Below are 19,938 nucleotides of genomic sequence, written 5' to 3'. Positions count from 1 at the left end.
ACCACCCAAACAAAATGGCAAAAAAAAATTGGCAAGTCAGACTAGTGTCAATGATCCCAATTCTGGAAACTACGGCTACTCATCAATTTCATCTCCCGATCTCTCCATCTCCCGATCTCTCCATCTCCTCATCTCTTTATCTCCCCATCTCCCCATCTCCTCATCTCTTTATCTCCCCATCTCCCCATCTCCCCATCTCCTTATCTCCCGATCTCCCCACACCTCCCACACTTCCCACACCTCCCACACCTCCCACACTTCCCGTTTGACCCTGAGGTAAACAACCTACCCCTGTGGGCTACTCCCTGCTCCCTAAAAGCAACGCCTATCCTAATCAATCAGACGAAACACTTTCTTCTGCTTTTGAGCAGGTTGTTGTGATTGTTCTTGCTTAATTGTTTCTGGGTTGCTAGAAGGCTTCTGAGACTCTTTTGGCTCAGTTGATTGGCTAACTTTTGGTTTTTTCTCAAATACATTAACTCCTGCACCTTCTAACTCAATTACCCCTTCTGGAGACACCCTGGCGATCTTTCCACTCAAAGCCGCTACCCAATCAGCAAAGCTATCCATCTTTTCTACTTGCTTTTTGAGGGTCTTGCGATTAAGTTCTGCCTGAACGGTTATGCCATTGTCACCAGTTAGGAGTAAGGTAACTTTCTTGCCTTGCTCCGGTAAATTGGGTCTTTCGGTAAACTTGACGGTGATTTCGGGTTTTCTGCCTTGAATCATGATAACTTCATTGGGTTTAGTTTTAGGGCTTGGTTGAGGTTGATAGTCAGTTTTTTCTTCGGAGTAATGTGAATAGAAACTTGAGTCTTCTAGATTTACGTTAACTGGATGAGCTTCCTCTATGTGGAGTTCTTCCCCTACTCGTCTACAAAAAAATTCCCAAAAATCATCCTTTTCTGCTGGTTGTGGCAAAGAGCCCTGGAGTGTCAACAAAAAAGGCTGCCATGGATAAGTTTTGGCTTTTCCTCTAGGAGGCAGGTGATTGCGTTCTACATACACCACCACCGCTTCTGGCTTGACATCGTGAATTAAACCACGAACCCGAAACTGATCGACTCTTTCGTCACTGGGAGAATGACGTAGAGTAGTTTTCCCCTCTAGGGGAATAAATTTTTTGATTTGAATTTGAGCGAGTTTTCCTGCCTTGGTGATGCGGAAATATACTCGCCAAAGATAGACTTTTTTCTCACCAAAAGAGGGGTTGGTACTTAATTTATTCCACAAGGGTTGGTGCATATAGGCACTGAAGCTGATTCCTTGTTTGAGAACAAGAGTTCCTTTAACTGACCGATTAGGCTCTTGAGATGGGTTTGGGTCAAATCGCCCAAACAGATAGCCCAGAGCCGAAAACTCGGTTGGACGACTAGGAGGGGTAAAGGGGACAACAACTTCCATGGGATTGGGAATTAAGGAGCCATTATATTTTAGACTATCAAATCACGGCAATCAGATGGACTATACTGGTTGAGTTTTACTTCCGATAATTTTATAAGGCTGTGGAGATTGTTGTTGAATACCCATAATAAAAGTGTCGAGCCCGGGCGCGGGAAGTGTGGGAAGTGTGGGAAGTGTGGGGAGATGGGGAGATGGGGAGATGGGGAGATTTGTATTAAGGGTAATTATCTCGACATTACATTACTCCCTAAAGGGAAACCCTGGAAAGCAAGGAATCCCAGTGATTGAATCTGGCTAGAAATGGGGATCACGAGGGGGGCCATGGGCTCTGCCACGCCTTTGGCGTTCACACAGTTACTCGACTTTTTGGTAGTCAACCAGGATAACGTTGGCTCTACCAGCTTACCTAAATTTAGGTAGAATTTAATACATTTTTTTATCGTAGATTAAAATTGCTAAACTATAATATAATAATTAATTATCTAGCATTTTTCAACCAAGTGATAAATGCAATAACACAAACAAATATAGCAATTCTCATAGCTATGAGGTAAACAATTTATGGATTTTAGGGAACAGGGAACAGGGAACAGGGAACAGAGAAGAGAGAAGAGGGAATAGGGAATAGGGAATAGGGATGGGTTGCATCAAGACAGGGAATCAACGTCAAAGAAGACTGTACCTCATAACTGTGATAAACGCTATAAAACAGTATCATCACCACCCATGATCATATGATCAGATTAGGTTTGATTCCAACACTTTTATTACTCCCTTCTCAAGGGAATTAATAAGCGCCCATGTCAAGTTTTATCAAGTCAATCACCGTAGAGATTCCCTCTTTAGTTTTCAAATTCGTAAACACAAAGGGTTTATCTCCTCGCATCTTTTTAGCATCCCGTTCCATCACCCCTAAATCTGCTCCCACCTGAGGTGCCAGGTCAATTTTGTTAATCACCAGCAAGTCAGACTTGGTGATTCCTGGTCCTCCTTTACGAGGAATCTTATCCCCAGCAGCCACATCAATAACGTAGATCGTGAAATCTACTAGTTCTGGACTGAAGGTTGCTGCTAGGTTATCCCCTCCACTTTCTAGGAACACCAAGTCTAAATCAGTAAACCGATTTTCCAACTGTTCAATGGCTGCCAAGTTCATGGAGGCATCTTCCCGAATGGCAGTATGGGGACAACCCCCCGTTTCCACACCCAGAATGCGATCGCTTTCTAGAGCCTGACTCCTAACTAAAAACTGGGCATCTTCCTGAGTATATATATCATTGGTGACCACAGCGATTTGATAAGAGTCTCGCAGGGCTTTACACAATGCATCTAATAGAGCAGTTTTCCCTGAACCAACTGGACCAGCAATACCAACACGAAAAGTACTCATGTTAACTAACTTAGAGTTAATTTTAATAGTGTAGTTGATTTATGATCATTAGCCATAAAAAAATTGTTAATTGCTACAAGTTAACAATTAACAAATGGTAATTGGTAAGTTTAGATTTTTATTATAGCCTTTTCTAGTGACGATTAAGGAGTCAAGGCACCGACTTGCTGTAAATCCAAAAGAAAAATTTTCTGAGTAGATGCTTCGTTTGATATAACAGCTGCATGAGATATCATCTCCAGAACACTGGCCTGACGGTAAGACTTCGGGATAGGTCGCATCATGTCTTGGGGTAACTCCACCAAATTAGGCAGATCATCCACAAAAATTCCCCAAAGTTCGGAGTCCCTAGGACGAATAATCACTAAGAACCTTTGGTTAGGGCTTCGGTGAGGTAAACTACCATCCCCCAACTGCTGATGTAAATCCCAAACTTTAATGGTATGCTTGCCTAGCTGAACTAATCCCATGGTTTTCATATCCCGGCTGATTTCCGTGGTATAATTAACCACTTTCATAACATCCATAATCGGGAGACATAGGGAATAATCAGCAATTTTAAAAACCATTAATTTTTCTAGTTTTGAATCGTCCATCGCCTTTATTTTATAGTGATTAGTGTTTAGTGATTAGTGTTTAGTGCTGAGTAGTTATAGGGAGATTTTTAGGATTTTTGAAACTACCAATTCACCAGGAGCAATGATCAATTACTAATTACCAAAGAATTGCAGGATATAGCGTTGATCATACTTATGAGCTACAGCCAATTTTATTCCCCCGACTCCCGACTCCCGACTCCCGACTCCCTACTCCCTACTCCCTACTCCCTACTCCCTTATTAACGGTTAAATGGGCTCAACAACATCGGTTACTGTTGTCAACAATTTGTGTTCCAAATAGGGCTTAGTGATATAAGCCTTTGCCCCCAACTGTGCAGCAATCAAGCGGTGTTTATCGTTACTGCGGGATGTGAGGATGACTACAGGAATATCTACCAAAGCTGGGTCTTGCTGACAGTGTTTGAGAAACTCAAACCCATTCATGCGAGGCATCTCAATATCACAGATCACTAACTGTATGTCTGTCTGATGCTGTAGTTGCTCAATCCCTTCATAACCATCCTGGGCTTGAAACACTTGATAGCCATTTTTCTGTAAGGTCATGGCTAGAGTTTGGCGCAGGGTGATCGAGTCATCTACCAGGAGTACCTTTGGCTTACGTCTGACCCAGAACGGTTCAACCGTTGAAGGTGGAAGCTGCTTTCGCGAAAGGGTTTCCATCGGTTGGGTGGCTTGGTCATAGCTTTTGCTTTCAACTTTCAATGTGCTAACCTGTAACCTTTGACTGCCATCGGTCTGTTGCTCAGACAGGTACTGGATCAATTCAGTCCCATCCAGCACCAATGTCAACCGACCATCGGCCAGAATACTGCCCCCATTGACATAGGGGGGTGGCACAATCATTGTCCCCAAAGGACGAATCACCAACTCCTGGTCTCCCAACAGTTGGTCTACTTCCAGACCGACAAGCTGATCCTGGTAATGGATCAGAATGATTGGTCTAATCGTCTGAAGAGGAACAACAGGTTGATGGGGATGGGTTACTGAGAATGGATTTGCCACAGAGGAATAATCTAGGACTTGCCCAAGTTGGTAGACTTTAACCAGTTGCTGATCAGTCCCGGTACCCAAGTGGAGAACTTTGCCATCTTCCCAACTTCGGAGCTGGTGTTCCTCAGGAATAATAATTTGCTCGACTTGATCAGTAATCAAACCATAAACTTGCTTCCCAGCCTGGCACAGAAGTAATTTATCTATGGTTAAACTCAAGGGAATTTGTAGTCTAAATCTGCTGCCTTGGTCCGGAGAAGAATCAACCTGGACGGAACCCCTCAGAGCTTTGACCTGGTTTAGGACAACATCAAGACCAACACCACGTCCAGAGAGGTTATTCACCCCAGAGACAGTGGAAAAGCCTGGTTCAAACAACAAATTCCTCAGCTGAGCCTCACTGAGATTATTACTCTGTTCAAAGTCTATCAGTTCACGTTCTACTGCTAGTTGGCGAATCCGTTCAAAATTCAACCCTGGCCCGTCATCAAAAACTTCAATCACCAAATATCTGCCCCGATGGCAAGCACTGATTTCAATTAATCCCTTTTCTGGTTTGCCCTGTTGTTGCCGTACAGCAGGAGTCTCAATGCCGTGGTCAAAAGCATTACGCACAAGATGCAGCAGGGGGTCGTACAACTTCTGGGCAACAACTTTATCCACTAAAACATCATTACCAGAGATTTTTAGCTCTACCAGCTTATGGTGGGAAGCTGACAACTGCTTGAGGACAGGGGGGAAACGACTAAATATTTCCCCTAAAGGCAACATCCGGGCGTCCATCAAGACATCACGATGGTTGGTTAACAACCGACGTTGTTGTTCGAGAGTTTTACTGGATTGGGTGCTGAACAGCTCAATGTCATGGGCAGCTTCTGTTAATTGAATAGCATCTTCTAGAACTGACTGGATCAGAAGCTCGGGTGCGCTATAACGTTTTAGTTCCAGGTCATCGAAATAGTCGGTATGTTGTTCGCGTAGCGTGGCCTTTTGGCCAAGGTTAGTTGGTTGAAAGTTGCTATGTTGAAAGTTGCTATGTTGAAAGTTGCTATGTTGAAAGTTGGCAGGTTGAGAGCGTAGCGTGGCCTTTTGGCCAAGGTTGGCCGTAGGATTGGGGTTGGTAGCAAAGTGTTCCTTTAAACCTTCAACCTTCAACTTGCTAAGCTGCAACGTTTTTTCTGCCCAAGGGTAGGAATAAAAACTAAGATTTGGGTCGGTAGCTTTGTTTTTGTTTAAACCTTCAACATTCAACTTGCTAACTTGCAACCTTTGCCTAATCTGCTTTTGTTGGGTCAAAATAAACAGGCGGTCGTACCAATCTTGGAGTTGCTCTAGAACTTGCTGATGTTGGTCGATACGATCAAGGAGTACTCGCACTGCAGCCAGCAGTTGTTCATTTTCGAGCAACTGGCGGTTTTGGTTGGTTAGTAATTCCCCAATTGTGTAATTCAGGTATTCTAGATGCTCAATATTTATCCGCACAGTACCAGATAGATCCCTAGATGATGGCGTGCTGGGATGTTGGTTGGAGGGAGTTATGGCGAGATGGGAAGAGTTTAGAGGGGCATTTCTAGCATTGCCTATGGGCGGGATGATCTCGTCTGTGATAATTTCGGGATCTTGTCGTTGTTCTTTTTTTTGATTATCTGCATCAATCATCCCCATGTTGTGCAAAACAAAATTTTTTTCTGTGGCGATTTCTTGATCAGGTGAGGCTATCTCTCCATGCAAGACATCTATCTCTGTTTGCTCCGACCTCTGCAACTTTCTACTTTGATCAAAGGTTTGCTGATCTAGTGTAGTTGATCCTCCCCAGATCATTTCCACAAGCTGGGACCGTTTCCTTGTTTTAGATTCTGGATCAGTAACGGAAGAATTATTAACAACACCTTCTACTTCTTCTAGTCCGGGCTCAACTCGATTAAGGTCTTGTTCTTTTCCGTTGCCGAAGACAGAAGATTGATTTTGAATTGTGAATTGTGAATTTTGACTTGAAGACCTAAGGTCAGCTAGTTGTTGCAGAGCTATAGAAGGTTGACCACCTTGAGTCCTATCCCCTTCTAGCACCGCTGCTTGTGCTGCAACGAAATCACACAAAGCGGTCTTGGCAATGGTGACCACCTGATCGGGATGGTTGTCTAGGGCTGCGATCGCATTTTTGGCAATAGCGGCAAACCCTGGTAAATTAAGGGATTCCCCTAACCCCAAGAAAATGTCTGCTTGGTGGCGAACTGTGATGCTGATTTCACTGGGATTGTCATTATTTAGGGCAGCTTGGATTACGTCTAAGCCTTGGCTAACCCCCACTTCAAAAATGGACTGGGTGACGTCGAAGCCCAATTCTAGTGAGGTGGGCAGATGGGATTCGTGACCAAAACAGTCCCCCAGCTTCTCTTGGAGTTGGGCAACAACAGCAGCAGTTCGATTTTTGATTTCGGTGTCATCGATTTGCCCCCCTGTGAGTTCAGCGGTCAGAGGTAGGCGCAGACACTCATAAGCTTGAAACAGTAAGGCTTCAATTTCTGGATCAATGGACAAGTCGGGGTTAAACAGAGCTTTAAAAACATCCTCCAAGGAGTGAGCTACAGTGGCGATTGTTTCCAACCCAATGCTAGCTGCTGCGCCTTTGAGGGTATGGGTAGTCCGCATCAAGTTGTTGACTTTATTGATGCTATAGTTTTCTGACAAACTCAGCAAATCCTCTTCCAAGACTTGCAGCAGTTCCGGTGCTTCCTGGAGAAAGTAGCGATAGCTTTGCTCACGAATTTTCGGGTCATTAGTCATTAGAGCAGTTGTCAATTGGGTGAGGATTTTATTCTTAGGGAGTAGGGAGTAGGGAGTAGGGAGTAGGGAGTAGGGAATCGGGAATCGGGAATCGGGAATCGGGAATCGGGAATCGGGATAAAATCAAAAAATTATCTCTACCTGATTATACTAAAAAATGCTCGTATTATTAGTGATTTTTTATTAAAACTAGCAAAATTTTATTGAATAAAAATTTTGCTAGTTTTAATAAAAATTTTGTGCATTGAAAATGTCTATAGCCTGAAATCAAATAAAAAAGATATATCCCAGTCCCCTTTAGCATGCATGCAAAAGGCATGCTAAAACGCATTTAAAATGAATTTTAGCAAGGCAAATGACTACTCAACCTTGAACTGGTCAGCACTGGCTTGAAGATTCTGAGCCATGGCTAGGAGTTCTTGGAAAGACGTAGAAATTTCCATGGCATCCTCAGAAGTTTTGTTGGCAATTCCTGCAACTTCAGTCATGGTTTGGGTCACGGATTGGAACTCTTCGGTCTGTACCTGGGTGGCTTGGGTAATACCCTCTACAAGCTGGCTGATTTGGCTGGTGGCTTCAACAATGGCATTGAGAGTGAGACGGGTATCTTGTACCATTGCGGTTCCTTGGGCAACCTGTTGAATACCTTTATCCATGGCTGTAGAAACCTCAGCGGTACTCTTCTGGATCTCCTGCACCAACTGCTCGATCTCAGTGGTGGCTTCCGCTGACTGACGGGCTAGAGAACGTACTTCATCGGCAACAACTACAAAACCCCGTCCATACTCACCAGCCCTTGTAGCTTCAATGGCTGCATTCAACGCTAGCAATTGGGTCTGATTCGTAAAGTTGCTAATCAGGTTTACCACCCTCGAAACCTTCTGGGACGATTCGCTCAGGCGCTTGAGCCGTTTGCTGGTTTCTGCCACTGTCTCCCGGATTTCGAGAATTCCATCTACGGTACGGTTCATGGCGGCATCCCCTGCTTGGAGGGTTTGGTTAGCGGTTTGGACTGCTACTTCTACCTGTTGAGCACTCTCACCTACAGCTTCTGTAGAATTAACCATGGTCTGGATGTTCTCTAAGGCTTGACCGAGAGCCATAAATTGCTGCTGGGCTTGGGCTGTGAGCTTGGCAATGGAGGATTCCCTGTCAACAGACGTTTGGGCAACTTTCCTGGAAGCTTGCTGGACTTGAGTCACAATCCGGCGCAGGCTTTGTAAGGTGTTGTTGTAGGCATCAGCAATGGTACCTACTTCATTGTTGGTTACCGGAGCTCGGACGGTGAGGTCTCCTTCTAGAGCTGGTCGCACTGCTGAGAGCAACTGCATTACCTCCCGCTGTACTGCTTCTTTGTCGGCTTTCTCCCGTTGTGCGGCATCGGTCAGCTGCTGGGACTGGTTTTGGATTTGTGCGAGATACTCAGCCTGTTGCAGGGCTGCCCCTACTTGCACCGCAATCTGAGCCAGGGCGTTGAGTTCAAACTCTTGCCAGTCACGAGGACCAGTATTTTGGTAGGTACCCAGTAAACCCCATAAGGTTCCTTGTATAAAAATCGGTGCCAGCATATAAGCCTTAACCTCATATTGCTCTAAGGTTTCTAGGTAACCGTCAGAATAACCAAAGGTGTAAATGTCATCAACGGCCACGCTTTCACGATTGCGATACCGACCTCCCTGGGTGTCTTGTAGATAAGTATCGGGCCAGAAGGCTTTGATATCTGCTCCCACCCATGCTAACCAACCAGTTGCAACTGCCTCAGCCACAAACTGACCAGTCCAATCAGGATTGAAGTGATAGAGGGCTACGCGATCGCATTTGAGCAGCTGCCGGATTTCTTGGGTTGTGATACGATAGATTGTATTTACATCCCGAGACTGAAACAGCTTACCAACTATTTTGGTTACCCCCTGAGCAATTTGAGCCGCTTTGGTGAGTTGGGTAGATTGGGCTCGTAACTGATCTAGGTAATGGGATCGCTGCAAGGCTAATCCCAGGGAATTACTAATTTGGAGCATGAGGGTGACATCGGTATCTTGCCACTGACGGGGTCCCGTATTTTGGTAAGCCGCCAGCAGCCCCCAGAGCTTGTCACTTTGGAAAATTGGCATAATCAGATATGCCCTGGCTTGGTATTGTTCCAGAGTGTTGATGTAGCAGGGAGCGAAACCCATGGCATAGATGTCATCAACCTTCTTGAAGCGGTCACCTCGGGCGAACTCTCCACCCTGGGTTTCTTGCAAGCAGGTATCAACATTAGACAGAGAATTAACACTCAGGGCTGTAACTTGGCAGCGCTCATAAGCCGTTGTATCCACCTTCAGGCGGTCGTCTCTTTCTTGTTCAGTGATTAGGGAAATCCAGCCAGGGGCAACCGATTCAGCCACAAACTCACCACTCCAGTCGGAGTTGAAGCGATAGATTACTACCCGGTCAGCTCCCAACACTTGCCGCAACTCTTTGGTAATACTCTGGAAGATACTATAAACATCTACAGACTGGGACAAATGGTTGCTAAGGCTTGCTACTACTCGCTCCCGCACAGCAGCTTGGGCAAGCTGGTGAGATTTGGCCTCCACTTGATCCAGGTAGCTCAATTGCTGTAGCGCTACCCCAAAGTGCAGGGCAATCTGCTTGGCAAAATCAATCTCATACTCCTGCCATTGACGGGGCTTACTGCATTGGTGAATGCACAACAATCCCCACAAATCAGGTGCAAGAAGTAGGGGCACAACCAGATTAGCCCGGACTTGGAACTGAGCCAGCAGCTCAATATGGCAATCGCTTAAACCCGCATTGTAGACATCAGCAACTGCTTGCACACGTCCTTCGGTGTAGTGAGGGGCATACTGTTCACCAAAGCAGTGGTCGTTAACTTTGATTCCTAGCATGGCATGGTAGCCTGATGCCACATCCTCAGATACCAATTCCCCATCATCAAAGCCAGAGTTAGGGTAAAACTTAAATACACCCACCCGGTCAACCTGAAGAAGCTTGCGCATTTCGATAGCGGTTGTCTTGAAAATGGTATCTAGGTTTCGAGACTGACGGATCTTGTTGATGATTCCAACTACCGCTCGCTCCATCCCTGCGATTTTAGCGACCTGGGTAGATTTGGCCTCGACTTGCGCCAGGTACTCTGTTTGTTGTAGGGCAACTTCAAAGTGTAGGGCAATCTGCTTGGCAAAATCAATCTCATACTCCTGCCATTGACGGGGCTTACTGCATTGGTGAATGCATAAAAATCCCCACAGTTCAAGCCCTTTACGCAATGGCACCACCAGGTTAGCCCGGACTTGAAACTGAGTTAGCAGCTCAATGTAGCAATCGCCAAGATCCCCATTGTAGATATCAGCAACTGCGTGTACTCGCCCTTCGACATAGTGCTGGGAATACTGTTGACTAAAGCAATGGTCGTGAACCTTCTTACCCAGGATCCCATCGTACCCATTGACCACATCTTCAGACACCAACTCTCCATCGTTATAATCGGAGTCAGGGTCAAAGCGAAACAGACCGACCCGGTCAGCCATCAGGAGCTTACGAATTTCTATGGTTGTGGTCTTGAAAATCGTCTCCAGTTTCCGAGATTGCCGGATTTTGTTGATGACTTTGACTGCTGATTTTTCTAGGTCTGCAGCCAATAGCAGTTGCTTGGATTTTGCTCGCAGTTGTTCAATATACTCCGTTTGCTGGAGGCCAACCCCAAATTGTCGGCCCATCTGAGCCAGTATACCCACCTCCATTTTCTGCCAGTGACGAGGGCCATTGTTCTGGTAAGCTGCGAGGAAACCCCAGAGGGTTTCCCCTTGCAGAATCGGTACAATCACATAAGCTTTAGCCTGAAATTGCTCTAACAGGTCTATGTGACATTGATCGTAACCAACCTTGTAAATGTCATCAATGGCTAAGGTTTCATTGTGGCGATACCGACCGCCTTCGGTTTCCTCCAAATAGGTATCGCGCCAGACTTTTTTAATACTCGGTTCAACTAACGGTATCCAACCGTGTGCCACATCTTCAGCCACAAACTCACCACTCCAGTCAGGATTGAAGCGATAAACAGCCACGCGATCGCACTTCAGCTGCTGCCGGATTTCTTGAGTAGCGGTCTGGAAAACACTGTTGATGTCGGAACTCTTAAGTATCTTATCAAGGAAGCGACTTGCTATGTGTTCCCCCTTAACCGCAATATCCAGTTGCTCCGATTTCTCCTGTAGCTGGGCTGTAATGTCCAATTGCTTGAGAATATTACTGAGACGGTCACTGACTAGTGACAGCAGCACGACGTCACTATCTTGCCAGCGCCGAGGGCGAGAGTTCTGGTAAACGGCAAATAAGCCCCAGAGGTGTTCACCATCAAAGATTGGGGCGATAATATAAGCATTGGTCTGGTATTTTTCTAAGGTTTCAATGTAGCACTGTGAAAAACCAGCGGCATAGATGTCGTCAACTCGCTCTACCTGCTTACGTTTGAAATAGCTGCCCCCTTGTGTCTGCTTTAAATAGGTATCGGTAGTAGGGCTGGCCACCGATCCGATTTGCTTGACCGTACAGCGCCTAGAGGAAAATAGATCTGGTGATGTCAGGTTAGGATTTTGCTTTTGGTCTTGGAGCAGGCTCACCCAACCCTCTGCAACTGACTCAGCCACAAATTCACCACTCCAGTCAGGATTGAAGCGATAAACCACTACCCGATCAGCCTTGAAAAACAGGCGCAGTTCGTGGCAAATGTTGCCCAGGGCAATATTGGGATCAGAAGACGGTGGAATTGTGCCCAAGATTTGAGCCAAGACCTTTTCCTGCTTCACCTGCTCTCGCCATCGGTTACTCAATTCCACTGGCTGTAGACTCAGCCTCAGTTCAGTAACAACTTGGTAGAGCAGACTAATGTCAGCTTCCTGCCATTCCCGGGAACCAGAACATTGCTGCACCACTAGTAAGCCCCACAATTGCCCTTCGATCAAAATCGGTAGACTTAAGCTGGCTTTGACCTGGAATCGTTCCAGTAGTTGGAGTTGAAAAGGACTAACAGCCCGGTCATTAATATCATTAAGGGCTATAACTTCCTGTTGCTCGTAGGCTGACCGATTCTCAGCCCCAAAAGCAATCACTGGTAGGTACTCCCCCTGACTGGGAGTATAGCCACCCACCATCGACTCAACTAGCACTGTACCCCGATTCTCCGACTGGAAGCGAAAAATCAAGGCTCGGTCTACCCGTAAACGCTGACTAACCTCAGTCACTGTGGTTCTCAACAGGGCATCACTAGTTTCTGCTTTGCGCATCTGGGTGGCCAGGTTGAATAACCACTGCCGCTCACCCTTGCAGTGTTGCTCAATATCCACGGCTAGGTGAAACTGAACCCCGGTAGGTGTCCCCTTGCCATTGCCATTACTCGATGATTGATTGAGTTGGGACTTAGAACTGAGTATTTCCTCAGATTGATCAAATTGTGGCATAGTTATAGTTTCGTTTTTTTCAACATCTGATAATGGTAAAATTGCCGACCATGATGGCAGTTCAGAGGCAATCGAGTCGGTAGTAACTCTTCCAATAGACTGTTCAATGGGCAGAGTTAGTGACCAGCTTGTCAAGCAGTCATAATTGGTTTGATGGGATTGATTTGGTTGATCAAAACTCATCATAATTGCCCTGATCAATTGCCAGATCTCGGAGGAGGCTAAGTCGAAAAACCTCAAGACTCTCCTCCCCAAGAGTCCCCTCGTTGATGTGTCTGCCATAGGGGACATTGAGTAATAGCCATGACATCCAAAACTGCACCGCCATCCCCAGGTAGGTACCCCAGGAGAAAAGGCAATAGCTTAGGAGGAAATAAACCAGGAGTCGGTGGCTGGAGTTGCTCCAATTCATGTAACTCAATATCATTAACATGGGATACCACCAGACCCAAAGACTGGTCATTGACCTGAACTACTATTGCCACAGGAGATACCGAAACTTGCCCAAGCTTCGACAGAGGTGGATAGCCAACCAGCTGGTTTAGGTCTACCAACCAGAGCATTTCTGAACGCCAATTACCAATTCCCAAAATGCAACTGGGCATTTCCGGCACCAGCAGAACCTCCGGCACATTCACCCTGATAATTTCTGTAATCTGCTCTAGGGGCAACAGAACACTGTCATCTTTTCCAAGAGGAAAACGCAGCAACCGCACTCGGGTTTCTGGGGTTAGTGGATCTAAGTTCAGTAGGTCAAGATTGGTTTGTGTTACCACTGGGTCAAGGGAGTTTAACATTACCTAATACCTAATACCTAATACTTAATGCCTAATGCCTAATGCCTAACAATTGCTGGATTGTTTGTATTAGTTCTTGCTGCTTTATCGGTTTAGGTAAATAGGCATCAGCTCCCAGCATTGAACCCCAGAGTTTGTCGGCATCAGTTCCTTTAGTTGAGCAAATCACAACTGGAATGATTTGGGTGTTGGAATTAGTTTTGAGTTCCCGGCACAGTTCAAACCCGCTTTGTCCTGGCAAAATCACATCGACAATCACTAAATCTGGTTTCTGGGACTGGAGTTTAATCTGGGCATCCTCACTACTGGTGACACTAACTACGTTGAGACCAGCTTCTCTGAGGTAACAACTTAGAATCTCATTTTCCGTCAAACTATCTTCAACCAAAAGGACTGTAGTCATATTTTTTTTTGCTTATTGATGATGTTAATTACAATTCTTTTGTTTTTTAGTGTTAATCATTTTTTTTAGTTTAAACTAATTACCATAACTTTGAATTTATAAGCTTAAAAATAAAATAACAATAATTCAATTAATTGAATAGGTATAGTAGGTATAGTAAATTAATTGTGATAAGTTTTTATAGAAAGTTACCTACTCCCTACTCCCTGTTCCCTTTACTAAAGTATTAAAGTAAGTAGTCAACTGGACAGGATATTACGACTAACCCCGAGATGCCTCTGGAGAATTGTCAATACCTTTGACCGAGTAATAGGCTTTGCTAAAAAGTCTGTAGAACCGACCATCTTGGCCCGCACTCGGTCTACAATTCCGTCATTACTGGTGACCATAATCACTGGCGTGTCTTGAAACACCGAAACCCGACGAATTTGTGCACAGACTTCATAGCCGTTTAAAACCGGCATCACCAAATCCAAGAAGATCAGCTGTGGTTTGTGCTTTAGCAAGGTCGGCAAGGCTTTGATAGGGTCTTGAACATTGATAAATCGATAACCAGCATTGGCAAGAATTTGACTCATGGTCAGCCGATCGATGTGGCTGTCTTCGATATAAACTACCAAGGGACTAGCTGGTAATGTCTGAACTGGTCCTCCAAACCTTCGAGCATTTTCTGGCATTGGGTTAGTGGCTTTAGTAAAGTGAGTATCACAGCGCCAGTCCCCAACCTCGATCAGACCCATCACCTGTACTCGGATGTAGGGCATGATTGATTGGGCCAGAGCCAAAAGATTCTGTTTCAACGTCAAAGCTAAATCCCTCAAAGTGCGATCGCCATCCACTAAGGTAGTCAGGTTGTGGTAGGCCAGTAATGAGGTCTGCTGTCGCAATTTGTCAGCATCCCAGATCACCGGAGCCAAAGAAGGGGAAATATCTACCAAACCAGCCTCTTGCCAAGGCTCCCAAGCAAGCATTGCCTGTTGCCAAATCTGTGAAGCTCGAATTACTACCAACCTTGAATCAAAGGTTGAATCAAAGGTTGAATCAGATGTTGAATCAATAGTGTCTTGAGGAATCTGCCTGTAAGTTAGTTGCTCTGATGAACCACAGCGGAGTTGTTCCTGCCGTTGGATGATATCGAAGAGTATTTCCGTACAGTTGCCAGCAACAACTGACCTCATCTGTCTGAGCGGTACTTTCCCCTCTCTGACTAGTTCTGCTAGAGATTTGTAATCCCAATACACCGGCTGAGCCGGTGACCCCTGACACACAGGATCAGCTGATAGTTCTGGGCAGTGTACAGACAACTGCCGACACCAACGACGAATGGGATGCATTTTACTAGCACCGCCACTCAAACGACCGAAGTGGAAAAAAAGAGTCCACTGCTGACCTTGGGGATCTTCAATCTCCAACCGACCAGTCAATTGCGCCTTTGCGCAAGCTTGAATCTGTTGTGCCAGTTTGTCGGTGGTCAATACTTTGTGAGTAGTCATTGGTGTCTCTATTGATATATAGCAAAATTAGTAACTATTAACTAACAATTAAAAATTAATCTTTAACAAGTAATATTACTATTTTTATAGCACCTATATTAGCACCGATGTTGTCAATATTTACTGTTTTAATTAATCCCTACAACCCTAGAAACCTAATAGGTAATATTGTGAATTATAATATTGTGAATCCTGATATTGTGTATAGTTTTCAGAACTTACGCAGCAACTCTATTTGTAACAAATTATATGGTTTGTCGCCCAGTTTTGCCTAAGTCCTGGTTTTGTAGAAATGCACCAAACTGGTAATGTTAGCAGACAAGTCAAGCCAGGGTTGTGGAGATGCACCATTATCGAGTTTCACTAACCATAAGCAAAACTCTGTTAGCCAAACTGAAGGTAAATTAGTAGCTGACCTTGATAAATTTTAGCTTCATTAAGGTTGTTTTTTAAATAAAATTAATTAAACTTAACTTTATTTATTCTGCCTTAATCATAACTAGGATATAAGTCTTAAGATACGCTAATTGTCGTAGTATACTTTGCTAACTAGAAAATCTAGCATCTCTCAGTAACATCAGCAACAAAATCTAGCTAACTTTATTAAGTCTTTAAAAAAAGGATTATTTATTTTCAAAAGAATTAACTGCGAAATAATCGTGTGTACTGAGTTTCGTGAGCCATACTTGCCAGGGCTAATCCCCAGCCACAACTACTTAATTTTTCATCCGCCAAAGTTAAAACATCTTCGGTTGTCAGAGTAAGTCTATGGTTGAGTGCTAGCAGTAGCTGTTGACCAACGGTTTGACCAAGGGGAATCAATTTGACCCCAGCACCGATGACATTAGATGCCCAGCTATGTAAGTAACCTAAGACTGTAGCTGTAATGTCAATCTGCCAGTGAGCAGCCCCAATCCCAAACGCGATCGCATAATTACAGGGTTGACCCACAGCTGATGCTACATCGTGTAGAGAGATTAGATTTTCTTGAGAGGTTACATCGGTCGTCTGGACAATAGTTTCAGTGGATGGGTGCAAATCGAGCAGTAACCGTATCAACGAGTTACCCATCTGCCAACTTTGCGATCGCAATTCAGAAGTTTCCTTAGCAGCACTTACCCAAGCATTCCAGTAGTTCAAACCCTCTAAATCCCCTTTGCCATAACTTTCGTAAGCTCGGACTATAACATAAGCTTCTAATCGAATGGCTCCATAGCGCAGTTGATGCTCTAGCCACTGGTCCAGAGTAGCCTGGTTGTGAATCACACCAATATCAACTAATGTTTCCAAACCCTCAGAATAGCCGTAAGCACCCACTGGTAGTACGGGACTAGCCAGTTGCAAAAGATTCAACAAAGAATTAGGGACTAGGGGATCTAAATGCATTCTTGCTTGTTATTCATTGCCATAGTGCACTGTCTGTACATCATACCTAATCGGCATCCCACGCTCTTTGAGGATTGAAGAAGAGACCGAAGAGGGGGAAGGGGGACTAGGAACAACTTATTAACAAGTTTCTCCTGATCGAGATCTGCTCGATCCTGTCATCCATTACATCCGTTAAACCATCCCTTGCCCCTCTGGCAATTAGGACTTACCCCCCCTAAATATACATATAGTGTTTAGTTTTATATAAAAACACTACATATATTGTTTTCTGGGGCTATCCACATAACTCCTAAAAATTTCCAAAAAAAGTTTGCCCAAACCCTTGACACCGCTTGTAGTATTGTTGTAGCATAAAAACATAGCGCAGAGGAAAGAGTCAAAAAGCTCGAATCCAAAAGCTTACACGGAACCTTGACAACTAAATATGTAACATACCTTTTGATTCATGTTTGGATATAACTGTGTTTGCTCATCACGTGGGGATGGACCCTTGGGTTGATTCCCCACAGAGTAAACCCAGAGATTTATCTAAAGTCGAACGGATAAACTGTTCAAGTCCTGGGGCTGTAGCTCAGATGGTCAGAGCGCCTGTCTGTCGAACAGGAAGTCGCGGGTTCGATTCCCGTCAGCCTCGCTCTTTGCAGTCGCTTTTATCGGTTGCAGGTGCAAATCCTGCTCCAATCAGTGACTCCAATTAGTGACCTAGCAGCGTAGCTCAAAGGTAGAGCACCTGGCTCATAACCAGGAGAGTGCGGGTTCGAGTCCCGCCGCTGCGACCTACGGAGATGGTGTAACTGGCAACATGACGGTCTCCAAAACCGTTGATCTGAGTTCAAATCTCAGTCTCCGCGCTATTTGCCGTGCCGTAGGCAAATTTGGTTAAGCCACCTGCCTTTCAAGCAGGTGATTGCGGGTTCGATCCCCGTCGGCACGATGAATGCCCTGTAGCTCAGTTGGAAGAGCAGCGAGCTGTTAACTCGATGGTCGCGGGTTCGATCCCTGCCAGGGCAGTCAGGAGGGGTTTCATTTTTATCCTTTGTATCCCCCGGTAGCTCAGTTGGGTAGAGCGCTCGCCTGAAAAGCGAGAGGTCGTCGGTTCGATGCCGACCTTGGGGGACTGTCACTTGCTATTGCAAGTGCTAAATGCCGGATGGACGATTGGCAAGTCGCCGTGACTCTGAATCACGGAGAAGTTGGTTCGAGTCCAACTCCGGCATTCTATTGTTGAAGGTTAACCGGTTGAAGGTTAACTGGTTGAAGGTTAACCTTCAACCTTTAACCTTTAACCTTTAACCCAAATCAATTTTGATAGCAACTTGGTATCAAATATGCTCCTGTAGCCCAATTGGCAGAGGCGACCGTTTTAAAAACGGTCAGTTGTGGGTTCGACTCCCACCAGGAGTACCAACGGGGTGTAGCGCAGTTTGGTAGCGCGCTTGCTTTGGGAGCAAGATGTCGCAGGTTCAAATCCTGTCACCCCGACTTTACCCCTGTGATGCAATTGGTAGACATCACTCCCCCAGAACGAGTGTTTTGCAGGTTCAAATCCTGCCAGGGGTATACGCTCCCGTGGCGGAATTGGTAGACGCACTAGACCGAGATTCTAGTTTTTTTACAGGTTCAAATCCTGTCGGGAGTACCAATTATCCAGATGTGGCGCAGTTTGGTTTAGTCCAGTTGACCAACAGTCAATTGGTCATAAGCGCAAATTCTGCCCCTCGGATCCAAACCCCTGTAGCCCAATTGGCAGAGGCTCTAGGCTTAGAACCTAGGTGTTGCTGGTTCAAATCCAGTCAGGGGTATCGCAGGGATGGAGCAAGAGTAGGCTCGCCAGGTTCATACCCTGGAAATCAGTGAGTGCAATTCTCACCCCTGCCACCAATTTGCAGGCATGATGTCATAAGCTGTTCAGCATTTAGATTGGGATACCTAAATTGTTCAAAGGGAACTTCGGATCAGGGAATAGGGAACGGGGAATAACCAATTTAAATGCACATCAGCTTATCATCTCTGCTTGAATACTTATCATTTAAAGGAGTTCGTAAATTTAAATTTTTCAAGTAACAAACAACCAATAAAAAGTAACGATTTACCTGATTTTAATAGTTATCAATAGAACCTGAACAATCTTGCTAATTGTTCATAATTTAAAAAAAAGAGCTCTTTACTACTGTTCCCTGTTCCCTGTTCCCTGTTCCCTGTTCCCTTTTTATATAAATACTATGTTTACCTAATAAGTTAAATAACAGCAGGGTTTACAAGTGATTAGCTAGGAGATACCAATGAAGAGATAAGGAGGGTAAAATGACAACTATGACTGTCACAGATGCTCTAGCAGAGTTGACCTTGCTGGAAAAGCGCATTGACTCAGCCAGAGCAGCTTTGGACAACAACACCTTAATTTCTGTGGTTGAAGTCGGTCAAGTGCCAACAGGCTTCAAATCACGAGAAGATTATGAGATAAAAGCTAAAGCGGCTTTGCAAAAAGTGGATGCTCTGATTGCCAGACGACGGACGATCAAGAGAGTAATTGTCTTATCCAATGCTTCTACAATGGTTACGGTTGCTGACCAAGAGATGACTGTGGCAGAAGCCATTGAGATGAAGATGTTTATCAGGTATTATGAAGCAGTTATCGGTACTATGCAGTCAGCATATACTAAAACCCTGAATCACTATAAGATGGCACAAGCACGAGTCAAAGAAAGACTTGATAAACTAGCTCTGGAAGTGCTAGGACAGAATGCATCCGTTGGTTCACAGAAGTATCAATCCTTGGCAGATAGCTTTCTAGCTAGAGAAGGGGTTGAACTACTCGATCCCACTAACCTGGCTGAAGAACTTGAGAGACGACAAACCTTTATTGAACAGTTCAAGTCAACAGTTGATCGAGTACTCTCGATCAGCAATGCCAGGACAATGATCGAAATTCCCGATTAAAATGGTGAGACGTGTTGGTCACTCGAAAATCTCTAAATTTATGGTTTTTTCTTTCTAAATTTAAAGGTCAAAGGTTAACGGTTAACCCTTAAACCTCAATCATCAAACCTTAGCTGATCAACCTTCAAACCATAAAGGTCAACCATCGATAAAATCCAGGGACTATGGTTGTAGGTTCCATAAAACCTTGAGGTTTCCACCTGGCTGAGTGGTCAGCATTCTCATTATTCAGCAACGATTATGGCGTTGCTGATTATGCGTATGGT

The 19,938-nt window shown here is 44.9% G+C and carries 11 protein-coding genes and 13 tRNA genes; 14 read left to right on the top strand and 10 right to left on the bottom strand.

Annotated elements, in window-relative coordinates; genetic code table 11:
* Positions 1-330: 330 nt before the first annotated feature.
* The 10 genes from F6K53_RS13770 to F6K53_RS13725 form a co-directional block, all read right to left on the bottom strand.
* The gene (locus F6K53_RS13770; RefSeq protein ID WP_293064109.1) at positions 331-1,404 is read right to left on the bottom strand and encodes a hypothetical protein; all 1,074 of its coding nucleotides are present in this window, start codon (positions 1,402-1,404) and stop codon (positions 331-333) included.
* 568 nt (positions 1,405-1,972) lie between these two features.
* The gene (locus tag F6K53_RS13765) at positions 1,973-2,125 is read right to left on the bottom strand and encodes a hypothetical protein (RefSeq protein ID WP_293023594.1); all 153 of its coding nucleotides are present in this window, start codon (positions 2,123-2,125) and stop codon (positions 1,973-1,975) included.
* 66 nt (positions 2,126-2,191) lie between these two features.
* Positions 2,192-2,794 (bottom strand): urease accessory protein UreG, encoded by a 603-nt coding sequence (gene ureG / locus F6K53_RS13760; protein ID WP_293023591.1) that lies wholly within the window; start codon positions 2,792-2,794, stop codon positions 2,192-2,194.
* A gap of 143 nt (positions 2,795-2,937) precedes the next feature.
* Positions 2,938-3,390, bottom strand: coding sequence for a chemotaxis protein CheW (locus F6K53_RS13755; protein WP_293064105.1), 453 nt, complete (start codon positions 3,388-3,390; stop codon positions 2,938-2,940).
* A 249-nt stretch (positions 3,391-3,639) separates the two neighbouring features.
* Positions 3,640-7,203, bottom strand: a complete 3,564-nt coding sequence (locus tag F6K53_RS13750; protein ID WP_293064102.1) for a hybrid sensor histidine kinase/response regulator — start codon at positions 7,201-7,203, stop codon at positions 3,640-3,642.
* A 344-nt stretch (positions 7,204-7,547) separates the two neighbouring features.
* Positions 7,548-12,836: a GAF domain-containing protein gene (locus F6K53_RS13745; RefSeq protein ID WP_293081086.1), complete on the bottom strand. Its 5,289-nt coding sequence runs from the start codon at positions 12,834-12,836 to the stop codon at positions 7,548-7,550.
* Between the two features lie 50 nt (positions 12,837-12,886).
* Complete coding sequence (locus F6K53_RS13740; RefSeq protein ID WP_293023578.1) at positions 12,887-13,447, bottom strand: chemotaxis protein CheW; 561 nt, start codon at positions 13,445-13,447, stop codon at positions 12,887-12,889.
* 31 nt (positions 13,448-13,478) lie between these two features.
* On the bottom strand, positions 13,479-13,850 hold the full coding sequence (locus F6K53_RS13735) for a response regulator (protein ID WP_293023576.1): 372 nt from the start codon (positions 13,848-13,850) through the stop codon (positions 13,479-13,481).
* A 239-nt stretch (positions 13,851-14,089) separates the two neighbouring features.
* On the bottom strand, positions 14,090-15,343 hold the full coding sequence (locus F6K53_RS13730; RefSeq protein WP_293023573.1) for a response regulator: 1,254 nt from the start codon (positions 15,341-15,343) through the stop codon (positions 14,090-14,092).
* 642 nt (positions 15,344-15,985) lie between these two features.
* A complete protein-coding gene (locus tag F6K53_RS13725; protein WP_293023570.1) occupies positions 15,986-16,729 on the bottom strand; it encodes an urease accessory protein UreF in 744 nt (247 codons plus the stop codon).
* 563 nt (positions 16,730-17,292) lie between these two features.
* On the opposite strand from F6K53_RS13725, the gene F6K53_RS13720 reads away from it, so the two are divergent.
* The 14 genes from F6K53_RS13720 (at position 17,293) to F6K53_RS13655 (ending at position 19,672) form a co-directional block, all read left to right on the top strand.
* Positions 17,293-17,366, top strand: a tRNA-Asp gene (locus F6K53_RS13720).
* A 70-nt stretch (positions 17,367-17,436) separates the two neighbouring features.
* A tRNA-Ile gene (locus tag F6K53_RS13715) sits at positions 17,437-17,508 on the top strand.
* Positions 17,509-17,512: 4 nt separating this feature from the next.
* Positions 17,513-17,583: transfer RNA gene (locus tag F6K53_RS13710), tRNA-Trp, on the top strand.
* An 8-nt stretch (positions 17,584-17,591) separates the two neighbouring features.
* Positions 17,592-17,666 (top strand) — tRNA-Glu (locus F6K53_RS13705).
* A gap of 4 nt (positions 17,667-17,670) precedes the next feature.
* Positions 17,671-17,743, top strand: a tRNA-Asn gene (locus F6K53_RS13700).
* Positions 17,744-17,774: 31 nt separating this feature from the next.
* A tRNA-Phe gene (locus tag F6K53_RS13695) sits at positions 17,775-17,849 on the top strand.
* Between the two features lie 27 nt (positions 17,850-17,876).
* A tRNA-Gln gene (locus F6K53_RS13690) sits at positions 17,877-17,949 on the top strand.
* Between the two features lie 113 nt (positions 17,950-18,062).
* Positions 18,063-18,139: transfer RNA gene (locus F6K53_RS13685), tRNA-Leu, on the top strand.
* Between the two features lies 1 nt (position 18,140).
* A tRNA-Pro gene (locus tag F6K53_RS13680) sits at positions 18,141-18,214 on the top strand.
* Positions 18,215-18,218: 4 nt separating this feature from the next.
* A tRNA-Leu gene (locus tag F6K53_RS13675) sits at positions 18,219-18,292 on the top strand.
* Between the two features lie 3 nt (positions 18,293-18,295).
* A tRNA-Leu gene (locus F6K53_RS13670) sits at positions 18,296-18,374 on the top strand.
* 86 nt (positions 18,375-18,460) lie between these two features.
* Positions 18,461-18,534 (top strand) — tRNA-Leu (locus F6K53_RS13665).
* A gap of 2 nt (positions 18,535-18,536) precedes the next feature.
* Positions 18,537-18,613, top strand: a tRNA-Met gene (locus F6K53_RS13660).
* A gap of 432 nt (positions 18,614-19,045) precedes the next feature.
* The gene (locus tag F6K53_RS13655; protein WP_293023567.1) at positions 19,046-19,672 is read left to right on the top strand and encodes a hypothetical protein; all 627 of its coding nucleotides are present in this window, start codon (positions 19,046-19,048) and stop codon (positions 19,670-19,672) included.
* Positions 19,673-19,938 lie beyond the last annotated feature (266 nt).

Source organism: Moorena sp. SIO4A1, from assembly GCF_010672065.1.
GTDB lineage: Bacteria > Cyanobacteriota > Cyanobacteriia > Cyanobacteriales > Coleofasciculaceae > Moorena.
Note: the sequence above shows the minus strand (reverse complement) of the source record. Positions and strands in the feature narration are given on the sequence as shown.